Genomic DNA, 16230 nt, shown 5'->3' with positions numbered 1-16230 from the left:
CAAAAAGGGCTGTCTCAAAATGAGACGGCCCTTTTTCATGGTGACATTATTAGGCCCGTGTCTAAAGAATTCACCGCAATAAAGCTCTGCAAAGACCTTTGATGGTGGCATCTTACTTGAAAGTAAGAGTGTTGGATGAGGTCTATCTTATGAATTCTAGCTGGATTAGAAAAACTTTCGGTTTGTGCTTAGGTGTGTGTTTGTTAATTCCAAACATGGCCTTTTCTTTTGGCGAACCTGAAACGATCCGCGAAAAACTCACAGCGCAAACTTTCGTACCTTTGATAAAAGGGTCTAACGATTTCATTTTGCATTCAGACCGTTTAAATTCTTTATATTCTTTACGTGGCTACCAACCAATTTGGGTTGATAGCACTGGCCGCCCGACTAACAAGGTGGTGGATCTTAAGCTTGCACTTATGCAGGCGCCACGCAATGGTTTGTTAGCAGCGGACTACTGGGATGCAACCGTAGAAGCACAATTACAAAAAGTAACTCAAGATCCAAACCACTGGCTGACTTTTGAGTTGGTTTTAAGTGAATCGTTAATTCGTTACGTAAGTCATCTGGCCCATGGCCGCTTTAATCCAAAGGATATCGAAGAAGAAAATAGAATTTTCTTTAAGCAAAAAGCCTTTGATTTGTGGGCTGATTTAAATACCCGTGTCTCTGATGATAAGCCGCTTTCGACGACACTAGACTTCTTTGCGCCGCAAGTGCAACGCTATAAAGATCTTGTAAGCATTTTAGGCTTCCTCACAGAACTTAGAAGAACCCACGGTGAGTGGGATCAATTGGTATCTCCAGGTGTGGCAGTAAAAAAAGGATATAAAGGTGATTTCGTAGGTCAGCTTCGGGATCGCTTTAACTTAATCGGTTATAAAGTAACTGCCGACGGTCCAAATAGAAATCAAGTGGACGATGAACTAGATCAAGTCTTACGCAACTTCCAGAAATTAAATGGTTTAAAAGTGGATGGTATCATCGGCACTCGTTCTGAGGTTTTAAAAAACTTAAACTTCACGCTTTCACAAAGAATTGGCCAAGTTCTAGTGACAATGGAAAAAATCCGTTGGCTTCCACGTAACATGGAAGCTCGCCACATCTTTATTAATCTAGCAGCGGCAGAATTCAGACTTTTTGACAATGGTACGAAGGTTTTTGATTTCAAAGCCATTGCGGGTCAAACATGGCGCCGTACTCCGACAATGAGAAACTCATTGTATGAAGTTGTATTAAATCCACCATGGAATGTTCCAGACAGCATCGCATGGAAAGATAAGCTTCCAGAAATTAAGCGCGACATTAACTATATCTATAAGAACAACCTAGTGGTTTACAACAACGACAACCAACAAGTGAACCCTGAGTCAGTTCCATGGCACAGTCTTTCTCGCGATTATTTCCCGTATCGTTTGGCGCAACGGCCTGGCTATAACAATGCTTTGGGTGTTGTTAAGTTTTCGTTGGATAACGATCAAGCGATCTATTTGCATGATACTAACGACCGACAGTTAGTTCTTGGTGATCAACGTCACCAAAGCTCGGGCTGCGTGCGTTTAGAAAAACCTTTAGAACTAGCTGAATACTTACTTGCTGGTACCGAATGGACAAAAGAAAGAATCCATGTCGAAGTACCCCATGAAAAGGAAACTTCGAGCAGACCTACACGCTATATTAAATTAAGCAAGCAGGCGGCGATTCCAACTTACTTAATGTATTTAACTGTAGAAAGAAGCGAAGACGGATTTATCCGCTTCTTTGACGATACTTACGGTCAAGACGTGCAAACGGGTAAAGCTGTGCAAAATAAAAAAGTCGATAACGAGATGTTTTAGGAAGTGACTATGAAACTATTTTTACTAATCTCATCACTCTTTATTTCAAGTCTTGCTTTTGCTGACGGCTTTTTGCAAGTCAACGGCAATGCTGGTCAATACCAGGCATTCAGAAAAGTAAAAGCGGTTCGTTGTATCGAAGGTCAGCGCAACTCTTGCGGTCCGGCAGTGTTTTTTGATTTAAATAAACCTATGCAAGTTCCGGCGGGAAGTTATCTTTTAGGTTATGAAAACTCCATTCACCCAGGGTTCGTGCGCGTGCGTGACGGGCAAACAACCGCGATTAAATTGGAAATCAAGTATGCGCCTACGTCGCTAGCAGGAAAAAAGATCCGCGTGTACCGCGATTTTAGTTCACCAATTGAACAAGAAAAAATCTTAAATACCGTTTACCACATGGGCCGCCACTTCTTCCGTCTGACAAAAGAAAACTTCGGCGATCTTTACTTAACCAGTACTTGGGATCGCGATTTCGTGCAAAGATTTACTTACGAAGTATGTCCACGTTTGAAAAAGATGATCAACGATGGCGCTTTGGTTCCTGAAGTTTCTGTTGATAACTGCAGAATCTGGGAAGAAGCAAATTCGCCACAGGATTTGAGTGAGCTGTTTACTTTTAATTCTGACGGAACATTCAAACAAAAATGGGTTACCTTTCCTGGCTACTCTATGGATATGAGTCACCCACGCTATTTGGTTTCTGTTCCGATGAGACAACAGGATCACGTAGCAGTTTTTAGCGGCTCCTATAAATTCAAAGGCGACACGCCTTGATGAAAAGCGGCCATCTGACTGCGTTGTCGGGGGTTGTCCTCGGCCACACCTCCGCTGCGGAAAACCCCTCCGCCTTGCATATGCCCCCTTTTGATCAAGGCTAGAGATGTGTGTTTTTTTCGATTTGTTTCACAATGAGTTTGCTGGGAATTTTTATTGAATGATTCAGGCAGATTCTTTAGCCTAATATCTCATGCTCTATTCTTGAACTTTTTGGGGTTGTGGGATGCAAAAGTTAGCAACAGCATTATTGATATTTTTGGCTCCGCTGGTTTCATCAGCCGAAGGCATTAAGCCTATTTCTGTGTCCTATGAAAACCTCATGCGTTGCTTCCCAGAACTTCAAGATGAATCCCTCTCTTTCAAAGTGGACCTGAACCGCCTTAAAGAATTGATCGATGAAAAGTTCGTGACCTCTCAGTCACAGCTGCGTCAAAGAAAAGTCCACTATCTGGATGCAGAAAAGCAAGCCATGAATCTGATCTTAAGAACCAAGTTTATGGGTCATAAAAAGATGGATACCGAGCTTTTCTTGCAGCAAGTTGACGCTAAGGGTGTCGTTACAGACATCCGAATGACTGGGAATCAACGCATCAATCCTAAGCAAGACGTGATTAATAACTTCCTTTTGGGTGCGACCATCAAATCAGACGAGTATTCATACAATGACACGAAGCTAAATGGCATTCACTCGACCTATCGCCGGAACTTCAAAGACATTGAAGAGTATGAACTGACCGACAAAGCCAATCGCCGTTCGATTCTGTGCGAAAAGAAACCGGAGCTTGGGACTATCTGCACCTGCTCTAAGAAATAAAATTTTAGTTATTGAATATCGGCCTTTTAGAGTTATACTTTTGACAGTGTTGAATCTAGGTTTTTTCTAGAGTTTTAAAAGGTTTAAGGCAGCTTGAGGTGTGCTAGTGACATCTGATAAAAAAACCTTCAATTTCCTAATTGCGGGTGTCCCTTACAAATTAAAAACTTCCCATGACGATGCGACTGTTCAAGAGCTCGTTGAATTTGTAAACAGCAAGATGAATCACGCTTTGTCGTTAACTAAAAACGGTTCTTTCCAAAACGCCGCTGTACTAACAGCTATGAATTTAGCGGAAGAACTGATCCTTTTAAAAAGAAAGGCCCACCGCGAGCTTGAAAAGCTTGAAGAAAGAGCGGTGCAACTTTCTGTTGATCTAGAAAATTCCAAGAACAACAAGGTTTTGAACAACTAACTTTGTGTGATTTCTTGGAGTGTCCATGTCTGGTTCTTGGAGCTCTAAAAAGGAATGTCGTTCCTTCTTTAAATCTCTTTGCGCTTCACAGTTCGCGCAAGGTCTTGTTCAAAATCAACAGCAGCTCGATCTTCACATCAGGGATTTTTTAAAATCCCAAAGTGGAGTCTGGGGAGCCTATCGAGGTCTTCCCGAAGAGGCCAAGGTTGAAGATGTTAAAAACATCTCTCACCTGAGTTGGGTTTTTCCGCGCATGCGGGAGGGCCATTTGGATTTTTTTGAGGCGCGCGACTTTGCGCTTGGACCTTATGGAGTGTGGGAACCGTCCCAAGACTCTCCTCAAAAAGACATCACCTCTATCGATGGTCTGCTGATCCCCGGATTAGTTTTTAATAAGAACGGCAATCGCCTGGGAAAGGGCAAGGGTTTTTACGATAAGACCTTGGCTTCCTACCAGGGGGTTAAAGTTGGAATTTGTTTTGATTTTCAAGTCAGCGAAGACCGACTGCCCACCGAGGCCCACGATATTGTGATGGATTACATCATAACAGAAACAGGCCTTATTGATTGCAGCAAGCATAGATAGCACCCAGGAGTAAGGATCATGGAATTAGTCATCACCGCACTTATCAGCATCATTGTTGGCGGAGCGATTGTTTTTGTTGTTAAACGTATTCAAGACGAAAACAAAAAGAAATCAGCCCGCGTTGAAGCTGAAAGAATCGTTAACAAAGCAAAATCTGAAGCCGCTAAAATCAAAAAGGATTCAGAAACAAAAGCCAAGGACTTCGAAGTCCGCGCTAGAAAAAATGTCGAAGCTGATATTCATAAGCAAAAATCGACAGTAAAAAACAAAGAATCTCAGCTAGAACGCCGTTTGAAAGAAATTGACGACCAGTTCAAGGCAAAGATGGAAGAAAACGAGCGTTACCTAAATACGCTTAAAGACCGCGAAGAAAAAATCGCTATTTCTGAAAATCGTATTAAAGATCTAGAGAAAAAAGGCGAAGCGCAAATCGGGGAGCTAAAACAAAAGTTAGAGTCAGTAGCCGCAATGACCCAGGACGAAGCTCGCCGCCAACTTTTGAGCGCTCTTGAAGATGAAGCAAAACAAGAGGCCGCTAAAAAGATCGCGCAAATCGAAGAAGAAGCCCACAAAGAATCTGATAAAAAAGCGAAAAGAATTTTGGCAACGGCCCTTTCTCGTTTTGCTTCTGAATACACCTCAGAGCGTACAGTCAGTGTTCTTGCTCTGCCAAATGACGAGATGAAGGGTAAAATCATCGGTCGTGAAGGTCGTAACATTCGTACCCTTGAAGCGCTTTGCGGTGTGGATTTAATCGTGGATGATACTCCGGAAGCAGTGGTTATTTCTGGTTTCGATCCAGTTCGCCGCGAACTGGCTCGTAAGACGATTGAAAAACTAATGGAAGACGGCCGCGTGCATCCGGCACGTATTGAAGAAGTCGTTGAAAAGCAGCGTTCTGAATTGATGAAATCCATCAAAGAAGAAGGCGAACGCCATGTGATGGAACTTGGTATTCCGAACATGCACCCGGAATTGATCAAGATCATCGGTGGTTTGAAATACCGTTCCTACCAAGGTCAAAATGCTTTAAACCAAGCTTTGGAAGTGGCAAACATCGCCGGTCTTCTTGCTGGTGAAGTGGGTGTGAACGTAAAACAAGCCCGCAGAGCAGGTCTATTGCACAACATCGGTAAAGCTATCGATCACACTGCAGAAGGCAGCTACGCTTTTGTTGGTGCTGAGTACGCGAAAAAATATAACGAATCAGAAGACGTATGCCATGCGATCCGTTCCCATGATGAAGAGGAAAAACCTCATTCGATCCTGGCGTGGATTGTTCATGCCGCTTACATTCTTTCTAGCTCTCGTCCGGGCGCTCGTCGTCCACAAATGGATTCATTCATTCACCGTTTGGAAGACCTTGAAAGCATCGGTAACAGCTTTGATGGCGTTCTTAAAACTTTGGCTCTTCAAGCCGGTAAAGATGTTCGCGTTTTAGTTGAAAGCAGCAAAGTGACTGATGACCAAGCTGTGATGTTGTCTCGTGATATCGCTCGTAAAATTGAGCGTGAGATGCCACAAGCTGGTACGATCAAAATCACGGTGGTTCGTGAAACCCGTTCTGTCGAGCATGCTCGCTAATTGTTAAGAAGGTAAGTATGAGTTTTCTAGATCCTCGCGAGCAGTTAGAAAGAATCAAATTCGGCGTTGCAGAGTTTATCAACGACGAAGAGATGCTTAAGAAACTTAAAAAAGGGAAACCTTTGAATATTAAGTTGGGTGCAGATCCAACTCGCCCGGATATTCATATTGGTCACACGGTTGTTATCAATAAACTAAAAACCTTCCAGGATTTGGGCCACAAGGTTCAATTCCTGATTGGGGATTTCACCGCGATGATCGGGGACCCGTCTGGTAAAAACACCACGCGCCCCATGCTAAGCCGCGAACAAATTGAAGAAAACGGTAAAACCTACGCTAAGCAGATTTTTAAAATTCTAGATCCTGAAAAAACAGAGATCGTTTACAACTCATCTTGGATTGGCAAGATGACTCCGCAAGAGTTCATCACAATGTCAGCCCAATACACAGTTGCAAGAATGCTTGAGCGTGAGGACTTCACCAAACGTTATAAATCTGGAACTCCGATTGGTATTCATGAATTCTTATATCCGTTAACTCAAGGCTACGATTCAGTGGCTTTAAAATCGGATGTTGAACTGGGTGGTACAGATCAAAAATTCAACTTGCTTGTCGGTCGTGACATGCAAGGTTCCTATGGTCAGGAAGCACAGTGTATTTTAACGATGCCAATCTTAGAAGGTATCGACGGCGTTAATAAAATGTCGAAGTCTTTAGATAACTATATTTCTGTGATCGATACGCCGAAGGATATGTTCGGTAAGACCATGAGAATTTCTGATGATTTGATGTACCGTTGGTATGAATTACTAACTGACATCAAAGCCAGTGAATTGGCGACGTTAAAAGCTGACGTTGCTAGCGGCAATAAACATCCGCGCACTGTGAAAGTGGATTTGGCTAAATTCTTAATCAAACGTTTCCATTCCCAAGAAGCTGCGATGGCTGCTGAAGAAGAATTTAATCGTATCTTCGTTGATAAGGGTTTACCTGATGAAGTTCCAGACTTTGAAGTTTCTTCTGAAGCACAAGTGGGTTTAGCCCCACTGATGGTAAAAGCGGGGATGGCGGCTTCTAACAGTGAAGCCAGCCGTTTGATTCAAGGTGGTGGTGTGCAAATCGATGGCGAAAAAGTGTCTGATCCAAGATTAAAAATGGATCTTACATCGGGCCAAAGTTTTGTTGTGAAGGCTGGTAAGAAAAAATTCGTAAAGATTGTGGTAAAGTAGTCGTTATGAAAATTAAATTTCTTCCGCAAAATATCGAAGTTGAAGGCTCTCCTGATAAGAGTCTTTTGCAGATTGCGACGGAAAACCATCTTGAAATTCGCTCGATCTGTAAAGGTGTTCCGTCCTGCGCAGAATGCCGCGTACGCATTGCTGCAGGGGAAGCTAACATCTTGCCACCGAATAAAGCGGAATTGAATCTGATTGGGACAAGTCATTTCATCGACAGTCGCAGATTAAGCTGCCAAGTTCGTTGTTTTGGCGACGTCACTGTGGATCTTACAGAGCAAGTTGAAAAAGCTGAAAATCAAACCAAGAAGATCCGCGGTTTCCGCACTAACAAGCAAATCGAATCAAAAGCCGTCAACGACACCATGCTTTTGAATGAAAAAATCGAAGATAAAGACAAGAAGTAAGTCCAAGGTCTAGTGAACTGCTAAGGCTCCTTATCCGATAAGTAATCTTGTATGTCTCATAAGATCACTTTCAGAGAACGGGGCCAGGGGCCGCTATTAGTTCTTCTTCATGGTTATGGAGGAAGTGTTCAGCATTGGGAAAACATTGCCCAATCTCTTTCTTCTTCTTACCGCGTGATCGTTCCAAATTTAAGCCACATCTACATGGGCTCAGACAAATTATTCTTTACTGTACAAATCGAAGCCTTGGCTAAATTCATTCGTGACACTTTTCCTGGTGAAAAGGTTTCTGTCGCAGGTTTAAGTTATGGTGGAGCTTTGTCTTGGGGTTTAGCTTGTCAGCACCCTCATTTGGTTCATAAAACTGTTTTGATTAATCCGATGGTGACAGATCCAGTGAAAAACTTCCTTCCGGTGGAATTGAAATTCTTTTTATCAGTGCCACTGAATTTAAAAAGTGTGTATCTGATGCTGTCAACACCCATGGGGAAAGCATTCTTAAGAAGATCCGCGCAGATTTTCAGAGATGAAAGAAGCGGGGATAGTGCCATCGCGGTAGAAAATCTTAAAGGTCGCAAGCTGCAATTTGTGGCGCACATGATTCAGCATTTTTCGTGGATTTTACGTTCGGAAAATTGGAAGTTCTGGAATCAGAAATTATATAAATATCGTGGTGATTGCCGTTTGATCTTTGATCAGGATGACTTGTTATTTAATCACCAAGCATATTCGAAGTTTGCGGCGCACATTGGTTGTGAAGATGTAATCACGCTTAAAGGTGCGGGGCACTTGGCGATTAAGACTCAGCCGGATGAAATTTCTAAATTTATTTTTGAGTTTTTAGAAACTGATAATTTGAATGAGCGAGTTGGCTAAATCAGGCGAAGCGCCCGACGGGCGCTACATGGGTCAGACGTTAAAGCTAGATCCGCAGCCGCAATGCTTATTAGCATTAGGATTGTTGAATACGAAGCCCTTGCCATTCAATCCGCCAGAGTATTCTAGAGTCATACCTAAAATATAAAGCATGCTTTGAGGATCAACCGCGATTTTTTGACCGTGGGATTCAAACATTTTATCGCCGGTGCGCGATTCAGAATCGAAATTCATTTTGTAAGACAAACCTGAACAGCCGCCTTTTTTCACTTCAACGCGAAGAAATGCGCTGTCGTCTTTACCTTCTTCTTTTTTTAAAGAAGCTAATTTTAAAGCTGCTTCACTTGAAATTTGGATCATAAAGGACTCCGTTTCAAAAATTAACCTGTGCAGTATAGCATAAGGCCCGGGCAATGAGGAGCCTTTAAAAGGCCCCTTTTAAGGCCTTGGTTGTGGGGGCTAAGTAGCTAAAATTAGTGGGAAATAGATCCCTTTAGGATTTCCACAGCGCGCTCTAATTCTTCCTGGGTGGTCCAACGGCCAATGCTTAATCTTAAAGTGCATGGAACCACATCTGGCGCTACACCAATGCCTAAAAGAACATGGCTTAGTGACATTGAACCAGTCCCACAGGCAGAACCCGTGCTAACCCCAAGTTTTTGCAAGCGTGGTAAAAGCTGTTCGCTCTTATGGCCAGGGAAACTGACGTTTAAATTATTCGGCGCTCTTTCCGTAGGATGACCGTTAAGAATAATTCCTGGAATCGCGGCTTTTAGTTTTTCCCAAAAGAAATTTCTAAGCTGCAGTTGGCGCTCGTATTCATGTTCTAAAGTGTTTTTGCAAAGTTCTGCAGCCACACCCATTCCAACAATCGCTGGTACATTCAAAGTTCCAGAGCGAAGTCCTTTTTCTTGGCCGCCGCCATAGATCAGCGGATTGATCAAAACTTTTGGATCTTTACTGCGAATGTAAAGACCACCGATCCCTTTTGGGCCGTAGACTTTATGAGCAGAAAAAGACATCAAATCAATCCCAAGATCTGTTACGTTCATTGGAAGTTTTCCAAAGGCTTGGGTGGCATCGGTATGGAAATAAATTTGATTTTCTTTGGCGATTTTTGCGATCTCAGCAATCGGATTGATCGTGCCGATTTCGTTATTCACCCAAATAAAACTCATCAATTTCGTATGCGGTTTGATGGCTTTTTTTAAAGTTTCAATTTCAACTTGGCCATAGGAATTTACGGGAAGGAAGTCTACTTCCACTCCCAATTTTTCCGCAGCGGCCATGGCCTTCATAATTGAACTGTGTTCAACCGTGCTTGTGATAAAGTGCAAAGGCTCTTGCGGATTTTCTTCGCGCAATTTTGAAATCAAACCAAAAATTGCCCAGTTATTTGATTCCGTAGCGCCAGCTGTGAACGTGATTTCATTTGGTTTTGCGCCGATCAAAGAAGCGACCTGCGTGCGAGCTTTGTTAGTCGCATTTTCAGCTATCCAACCCCAGTGATGGGCGGCACTTGCTGGGTTTCCAAAATGCTCTTTAAAGTAAGGCTCCATAGCATGGAAAACAACAGGGTCTACCGGAGTCGTGGCGTTGTAATCAAGGTAGATACCTTTGTCGATATGCATAGGCTTCTCAAGAGGTCTTTCAGAGCTAATTTCCATAGGCAAAGAGCTAATCCTGCGAAGGCCCTTGCGTCAACTGCAAAAGCTAGGATTTTGATTGGGAGGAATCCAGGAAGGGGTTAGGCTAATTTTTTCTTGTTTTCTTTAGCTTCAAACTCTTGGATTTTGTCGTTTAAAAAGTTCTGAGCGCGGTACTTATCAAGATCCTGCAGTTCATGCTTTAAAATGTGCAATTCCTGAATGCCTTGATTGTCCAAACGCTGCTTTTGAACGTCGTAAAAAATGGCTCCGCGGGGAGTGTATAGGACGTACTTATTATTTCTCGGTAAATGGATGTAAACGTTAAATTCTACGGGTACGCCCGCGGCTAAATCTTTGGTTTTTATTGATGCCATTTCTTCTGCAGCAGATTCGCCATAGGAAGTCCGCACGTCTTGACGAGGGAAAAAGGCCATGGCCACTTCGTTACCATCATGCACCGACTTACGCAGGAACTCAGCACAATCAAGGGCCCAATCTTCAAAAGGCACTTGTTTGATTCGCAACTGCATCGATTCACCTTCGTCAATTTTTTCACCATTATCTTTTAAAAACTTGATCAGCTTTTCATTGATTCTTTGAATAAATGCGCTGTCGATAGCGCGATTGTTTCCTAACGCCGCCACTAGATAACCAGAAAATTTTGGCGATTCAACTACGATGCACGCCACGTTTGTTGAGCTTTCAATTGCTTCTGATTGCGCAAAGGTGCCGGTGATATTGCAGGATTTATCTAAGGCATCTTTGGTGCCTCGTAACATCACGGAATCGCCACCCTTTGTCGCCCGCGGATCTTCTTCAATTTGTTCTGGTCCTGCGCGATGTTTTTTAGCTTTAGGTTTTACCGGAAGCGGAGCCCATCCGGGACCATCACCGCGATTTAAATTATGGATTGAAGAGGTATAGGGTTTATCGTCATCAGGATCGAAGTTGCGCGAATGCAAAGCACTGCCACCCATTCCCCTTGGCATATGCTCTGAATCGCTGTTAGTAGAATTTCCAAATCGTCCCGGCATGCCCGGAGGCATACCTGTGCCCGGTTGCATTCCGTTGAAGCCATTTCCAGCAGCCATTCCTTGAGGTTGATTGCCATTAAACCCGGGTCCGGTTAAAGGAGCTCCGCCTGCAAACTGTGGATTGCCTTGTTGAGCTCCTGGAATCATTCCTTGAGGACCGTTAACGTTGTTGTTAGATGAGCCGGGGACCATGCCCTGTGGTCCGTTTGCATTTTGTTGAGGTGAACCTGGCACCATGCCTTGAGGAGAATTTTGCGAGCCCGTGCTATTCACAAAAGATGCACCGTCTTCGCCACCAAGCATTTGCGCTAACAAACTTTGCGCATTCTGAGAATTAAACTGTTGATCAGCGCCACCGCGAATTGCGATAACACCTTCTTCTTCGTTTTGTTTTAACCCAGCACGCGCCATCATTTGCGCAGGATCTTTGGTTTGTAAGTCTTTATAGTATTTGTTAACAGTTCTTTCTACTGCAGGACCTGTCACTGGTGGATACAAAAGATATTCAGTGGCAGCATTGCTCAGCATATTGTACGAGGCCGTTGAAGACTCTTCAGCAAACGCGATCACGCACACGGGGAAAGCAGCCGTTAAAATTTTTGGAAGGTTGCGAACTTTTTTGTTCGGATGATCAACGCTGACCATGACGAACTTAGGTTGTTGTTGAACTAAATGAATCAGCGCTTCTTTAAGATTGGTCGTGGACTTTACTTTCCATTCACGATTGCGAAGAAAACTTTCGACAGTCGCAAGACTATTCGCGGAGCCTTTTATGATTAACAGAGTCTTGTTCGCGTTGTCCTGCTTCATAATATTCCCATGCAAAGAAATTTTGATTCCTCACATTTCTTAACGGCCTAATTAGGTTCGCTAATTAACATAAACCTGAGAAATTCCCTAGTATTGCCAAATAGTAAGCGCTCCCTAGACCTTGTGTTAGGTGTCTTGCGAACATGTGTTCGTAAGGTCGACCTCACTTGTTGGAAAGCCGTCAAACACCTACAATAGTTCAATGAAGAAAAAAGCCTTACACAGTCCATCTTATTTCGTTCCTTCTGGTGAAAATCCTGAGCGCATGTTTGCGTGGAAAAAATACGACTGCGAGATTCGCAATCGTAAAGGGGAAGTGTTTTTCTCAATGAAAAATGTAGAAGCACCAGCTCATTGGTCACAGCTTGCAGTGGATATCGCTGCCAGCAAATATTTTCGAAAATTAGGTGTACCAAAAACAGGACATGAAAAATCTGTGCGTCAGTTGACTGAAAGAGTTGTGAAGGCAGTAACCGCGTCGGCGTTATCCCAAGGTGGCTACTTCGCAAATAAAAAAGACGCCGAAATTTTCGCAAAAGAGTTGAAGTACATACTTCTTTCGCAAAGAGGCGCCTTCAATTCACCGGTGTGGTTTAATGCGGGCCTGTGGGAGTCTTATAAAATCAAATCGCCAAGTGAACATTTCGCGTGGGATGAAAAGAAGAAAACGATCATTGCGACCCAGAACGCCTATGAGCGCCCGCAGTGTTCAGCCTGCTTTATTCAAAGTGCGGATGATTCCATCGAAGGGATTTTCGAGTTAGCAAAAACCGAAGCAAAACTTTTTAAATACGGTTCTGGAACTGGCAGCAACTTTTCAAAAATCCGAAGTCGTTTTGAAATGACGGGTGCGGGCGGAATGAGTTCTGGTTTGATTTCCTTTTTAGAAGTTTTAGATAAAGGTGCTGGCGCGATTAAATCGGGCGGTACCACACGCCGGGCTGCTAAAATGGTGGTCGTTGATATCGATCATCCTGAAGTTTTAGATTTCATTGATTGGAAAATGCGCGAAGAACAAAAAGCCCACATGCTAATTGCAGCGGGTTTAAGTTCCGAGTTTGAAGGTGAAGCTTATCGGACTGTTTCTGGTCAAAACTCAAATAACTCAGTTCGAGTGACTGATGCCTTTATGAAAGCCGTGGATGCTCGCAAGGACTGGAAACTGATTGCAAGGGCTTCGCGCAAAACGATTCGAACCATTCCCGCAGCAGAAGTGTGGAAAAAAATCACTCACTCGGCTTGGGTGTGCGCCGATCCGGGAGTGCAATTTCATTCGACGATTAATAAATGGCATACTTGCCCGAACACCGATCAGATCAATTCAAGCAACCCGTGTTCTGAATATATGTTTCTAGATGATTCTGCGTGCAATCTGTCTTCAATCAATCTTGTGAAGTTCTTAAATGAAGATGGCAGTTACGATTTTGAATCTTTCATTCATACAGCAAGAACTCTGTTTGTTGCTCAGGAAGTTTTAGTTGATTACGCAAGTTATCCAACTGAAGAGATTGCACGGAACTCCCATGACTATCGCCCCCTAGGTTTGGGGTTTGCGAATCTTGGCAGCTTATTAATGCGAAAAGGTATTGCCTATGATAGCGATGAAGGCAGAGCATGGGCTGGAGCTTTATCAGCACTTTTATCTGGTGTTGCCTACCTAACCAGTGCTGAAATGGCGCGAGCAAAGGGTTCCTTTGCAGGATTTAAAAAAAATCGTGCTCCGATGTTAAAAGTAATGAAAATGCATGCCCAAGCCGTCGGAAAAATCGACTGGAGCCTTTTACCAGAGGGCTTAGAAAAAGCGGCGAAGAACTTGTGGAAAGGGGTCGTTTATAACGGCGGCCAACATGGGTTTAGAAATGCTCAAGCCACAGTGATCGCTCCAACAGGGACCATTGGCCTATTGATGGACTGTGATACCACGGGCATTGAGCCTGATTTTTCCCTCGTGAAATTCAAAAAGCTTTCAGGTGGTGGGGAAATACAAATTGTTAATAACGCAGTTTCTGAGGCTTTACGGACCTTGAATTATTCGCCTCAAGAAATCACTGCGATCACGAAGTATATTGAAGAGCACAATACGTTGATGGGTTGTGAGCAGATCCGTAACGAAGACCTGCCTGTGTTTGATTGTGCCACTGGAGTCATTGGCCAAAGGGTGTTATCAGCGGAAAGCCACGTGAAAATGATGGCAGCAGTGCAACCGTTTATTAGCGGAGCAATTTCTAAGACGGTGAATCTGCCTAATACAGCGACAGAAGAGGAAATCGGTAACATCTATTTTCTTGCCTGGAAGCTAGGGGTGAAGGCGGTTGCGGTGTACCGCGACGGCAGCAAGCAAAGCCAACCCTTAAACATGCGCAAGACGACTAAGCCCCAAGAGGGTTTTGTACCTAACTTTACGATGAAATGCCCAGAATGTGGCAGCGACACGGTGCTAACAAGCGGCTGTTATCGTTGTCCAAACTGCGGAACCACTGTAGGTTGTGCTTAACTCGTCCGGTCGGAAGGCTTCGTAGCTGGCTTAGAGTATCTGCCACTGCGAGCGCACGCCTTCCGGGCTCAGTTGCCGCCGCAGCAAAGCTGCGGTTCGCGCCATCCAGGCGCCGGCAAAGGCGCTCTTCGTGCCAGACACTCTAAGCCAGCTACGAAGCCTTCCGAGGACTAGTTAGCGAACTACTGTGGGTTTGGACGAACGACGGCGTGGTTTTTGGGTCGACTTCGTCGACGCTCTAGGAAATTGGTTTTTTAGATTTTTATTTTCTTTTAAGGGAATTTAGATATGAGCAAAAAAGATATTTTTGGTGATGATATTGAAGAATCAAAGAGCTTTGAGAGTTTTGAGCAGATGTTTGCTCAATCTGAAAAGGGCTTAGATCGTAAACTTCGTGTTGGTGATGAAGTTCGTGGAGAGATTCTTTCTATTGGTCGTGAAGAGGCGTTCATTTCTACGGGTACTCCGGTGGATGGGATGCTTTTTACTCGTGATCTTTTGGATGAGAATAAAGAAGTTAAATACAAAGTTGGTGATGTTATTGATTGCGTGGTTACGGCCCTTAAAGGTGGCGAGATTCGTCTTGCTAAAAAAGGTGCTAAGGGTGCTACCACTGATAACTTGGAAGATGCATTTGATATGGAACTTCCTGTTGAAGGTCGTGTGACAGAGACTTGCAACGGTGGATTCCGTGTTTCTGTTCAAGGTAAAACGGCTTTTTGTCCTATCAGCCAGATTGATATGAAATTTACCACTGATGCTAACGAATATGTGGGTAAGAAATTTGATTTCTTGATCACTCAGTACGACAAACGCAATATCGTTGTTTCTCGTCGTCGTTTGCTTGAATTGCAACGTGCGGAAAATGAAGGTGCTTTCATGCAGAAGCATGAACCAGGTGCTTTGCTTGAAGGTAAAATCGTGCGTGTTGAAAAGTTCGGTGCCTTTGTTGAGTTAGAGCCAGGTATCGAAGGCCTTGTTCACGTGTCTGAGCTTTCCTGGTCGCGTGTGCATGATGCCCATGAAGTGGTTTCTATCGGTAACGCTGTGACCGTGAAGCTACTTAAAATTGAAGAACTTGATGGTAAGCTTAAGATTTCACTTTCTTTAAAACAGGCTGATGGAGCTGGCAATCCTTGGATGACAGTTCCTGAAAAATTCCCAGTGGGAACTATCGTAAAAGGCAAAGTTGAAAAGAAAGAAGTTTACGGTCTTTTCGTCAATCTGGCGCCTGGTATTACGGGTCTACTTCCAAAGTCAAAATGGAGAGACTCTGTGGATGCTGCCCAGTATGAAAATAAAAAACGTGGCGACGAAGTGACCGTACAAGTGGATCAAATTCTTTTTGAAGAAAAGAAGATTTCCTTGGGTCTTCCAGGCGAAGTGGAAGATCAAAGCTGGAAAGCTCACACTTCAAAAGCAGGTAGTTTTGGGTCTTTAGGGGATGCGTTTAAGAACCTAAATATCAAACCAAAGTAGCTGGTCTACTCTACACTCCGACGTTGTCGGAGTAAGGCTCACTTAAGAATTAAATTTATTAAGAGGCAGCAAGGACGCTGTCTCTTTTTTTATTTGGCGTCCTTTGATTTTGCCTCTGCAATGCTTTGCCCTGGTCACCTAATCATAAAAATTGTTTAGGGGTTCTTCCCATCCTTTATTTTTCCCTCCAGGTTCCGAACAATTACCAGAGTCCACGTGTATTTGCTTGAAC

General features: G+C 43.6%; 14 protein-coding genes. 11 read left to right on the top strand and 3 right to left on the bottom strand.

Annotation, left to right across the window (positions count from 1 at the left end):
- Positions 1-149: 149 nt before the first annotated feature.
- From MNR06_RS07025 to MNR06_RS06985, 9 genes are all read left to right on the top strand, one after another.
- Positions 150-1838: a L,D-transpeptidase family protein gene (locus tag MNR06_RS07025; RefSeq protein ID WP_243540493.1), complete on the top strand. Its 1689-nt coding sequence runs from the start codon at positions 150-152 to the stop codon at positions 1836-1838.
- A 9-nt stretch (positions 1839-1847) separates the two neighbouring features.
- Positions 1848-2612 (top strand): hypothetical protein, encoded by a 765-nt coding sequence (locus MNR06_RS07020; RefSeq protein ID WP_243540492.1) that lies wholly within the window; start codon positions 1848-1850, stop codon positions 2610-2612.
- Between the two features lie 226 nt (positions 2613-2838).
- Complete coding sequence (locus MNR06_RS07015; protein WP_243540490.1) at positions 2839-3429, top strand: hypothetical protein; 591 nt, start codon at positions 2839-2841, stop codon at positions 3427-3429.
- A gap of 106 nt (positions 3430-3535) precedes the next feature.
- Positions 3536-3844 (top strand): cell division protein ZapA, encoded by a 309-nt coding sequence (locus tag MNR06_RS07010; protein ID WP_243540488.1) that lies wholly within the window; start codon positions 3536-3538, stop codon positions 3842-3844.
- Positions 3845-3869: 25 nt separating this feature from the next.
- A complete protein-coding gene (locus MNR06_RS07005) occupies positions 3870-4430 on the top strand; it encodes a 5-formyltetrahydrofolate cyclo-ligase (protein WP_243540487.1) in 561 nt (186 codons plus the stop codon).
- Positions 4431-4448: 18 nt separating this feature from the next.
- On the top strand, positions 4449-6014 hold the full coding sequence (gene rny / locus MNR06_RS07000) for a ribonuclease Y (RefSeq protein ID WP_243540485.1): 1566 nt from the start codon (positions 4449-4451) through the stop codon (positions 6012-6014).
- Between the two features lie 17 nt (positions 6015-6031).
- The gene (tyrS, locus tag MNR06_RS06995) at positions 6032-7243 is read left to right on the top strand and encodes a tyrosine--tRNA ligase (protein WP_243540483.1); all 1212 of its coding nucleotides are present in this window, start codon (positions 6032-6034) and stop codon (positions 7241-7243) included.
- 5 nt (positions 7244-7248) lie between these two features.
- Entirely contained in the window at positions 7249-7656 is a 408-nt protein-coding gene (locus tag MNR06_RS06990; protein ID WP_243540482.1) for a 2Fe-2S iron-sulfur cluster-binding protein, read from the top strand.
- Positions 7657-7707: 51 nt separating this feature from the next.
- Positions 7708-8532 (top strand): alpha/beta fold hydrolase, encoded by an 825-nt coding sequence (locus tag MNR06_RS06985; protein ID WP_243540480.1) that lies wholly within the window; start codon positions 7708-7710, stop codon positions 8530-8532.
- Between the two features lie 33 nt (positions 8533-8565).
- On the opposite strand, the gene MNR06_RS06980 is transcribed toward MNR06_RS06985, so the two are convergent.
- The 3 genes from MNR06_RS06980 to MNR06_RS06970 form a co-directional block, all read right to left on the bottom strand.
- Positions 8566-8892, bottom strand: coding sequence for a HesB/IscA family protein (locus MNR06_RS06980; protein ID WP_243540477.1), 327 nt, complete (start codon positions 8890-8892; stop codon positions 8566-8568).
- A 113-nt stretch (positions 8893-9005) separates the two neighbouring features.
- A complete protein-coding gene (locus MNR06_RS06975; RefSeq protein WP_243540475.1) occupies positions 9006-10163 on the bottom strand; it encodes a cysteine desulfurase family protein in 1158 nt (385 codons plus the stop codon).
- 116 nt (positions 10164-10279) lie between these two features.
- Positions 10280-12025 carry a hypothetical protein gene (locus tag MNR06_RS06970; protein ID WP_243540473.1) on the bottom strand — a complete coding sequence of 582 codons (1746 nt, stop codon included), beginning with the start codon at positions 12023-12025 and terminating at the stop codon, positions 10280-10282.
- 145 nt (positions 12026-12170) lie between these two features.
- Here MNR06_RS06970 and MNR06_RS06965 point away from each other — a divergent pair, with 145 nt between their 5' ends.
- Both MNR06_RS06965 and MNR06_RS06960 read left to right on the top strand, forming a co-directional pair.
- On the top strand, positions 12171-14519 hold the full coding sequence (locus tag MNR06_RS06965) for a vitamin B12-dependent ribonucleotide reductase (RefSeq protein ID WP_407933203.1): 2349 nt from the start codon (positions 12171-12173) through the stop codon (positions 14517-14519).
- Between the two features lie 288 nt (positions 14520-14807).
- Positions 14808-15998: a S1 RNA-binding domain-containing protein gene (locus MNR06_RS06960; protein WP_243540470.1), complete on the top strand. Its 1191-nt coding sequence runs from the start codon at positions 14808-14810 to the stop codon at positions 15996-15998.
- Positions 15999-16230 lie beyond the last annotated feature (232 nt).

The sequence above is a fragment of the Bdellovibrio reynosensis genome (genome assembly GCF_022814725.1).
Classification (GTDB): Bacteria; Bdellovibrionota; Bdellovibrionia; order Bdellovibrionales; family Bdellovibrionaceae; genus Bdellovibrio; species Bdellovibrio reynosensis.
The sequence above is the reverse complement of the archived record's forward strand: the minus strand, read 5'-3'. Positions and strand labels throughout refer to the sequence as shown.

Coding starts and splice junctions, on each gene's coding strand:
- MNR06_RS07025 (WP_243540493.1), top strand. CDS start 150: ATGAATTCTAGCTGGATTAGAAAAACTTTCGGTTTGTGCTTAGGTGTG.
- MNR06_RS07020 (WP_243540492.1), top strand. CDS start 1,848: ATGAAACTATTTTTACTAATCTCATCACTCTTTATTTCAAGTCTTGCT.
- MNR06_RS07015 (WP_243540490.1), top strand. CDS start 2,839: ATGCAAAAGTTAGCAACAGCATTATTGATATTTTTGGCTCCGCTGGTT.
- MNR06_RS07005 (WP_243540487.1), top strand. CDS start 3,870: ATGTCTGGTTCTTGGAGCTCTAAAAAGGAATGTCGTTCCTTCTTTAAA.
- rny (WP_243540485.1), top strand. CDS start 4,449: ATGGAATTAGTCATCACCGCACTTATCAGCATCATTGTTGGCGGAGCG.
- tyrS (WP_243540483.1), top strand. CDS start 6,032: ATGAGTTTTCTAGATCCTCGCGAGCAGTTAGAAAGAATCAAATTCGGC.
- MNR06_RS06990 (WP_243540482.1), top strand. CDS start 7,249: ATGAAAATTAAATTTCTTCCGCAAAATATCGAAGTTGAAGGCTCTCCT.
- MNR06_RS06985 (WP_243540480.1), top strand. CDS start 7,708: ATGTCTCATAAGATCACTTTCAGAGAACGGGGCCAGGGGCCGCTATTA.
- MNR06_RS06980 (WP_243540477.1), bottom strand. CDS start 8,892: ATGATCCAAATTTCAAGTGAAGCAGCTTTAAAATTAGCTTCTTTAAAA.
- MNR06_RS06975 (WP_243540475.1), bottom strand. CDS start 10,163: ATGCATATCGACAAAGGTATCTACCTTGATTACAACGCCACGACTCCG.
- MNR06_RS06970 (WP_243540473.1), bottom strand. CDS start 12,025: ATGAAGCAGGACAACGCGAACAAGACTCTGTTAATCATAAAAGGCTCC.
- MNR06_RS06960 (WP_243540470.1), top strand. CDS start 14,808: ATGAGCAAAAAAGATATTTTTGGTGATGATATTGAAGAATCAAAGAGC.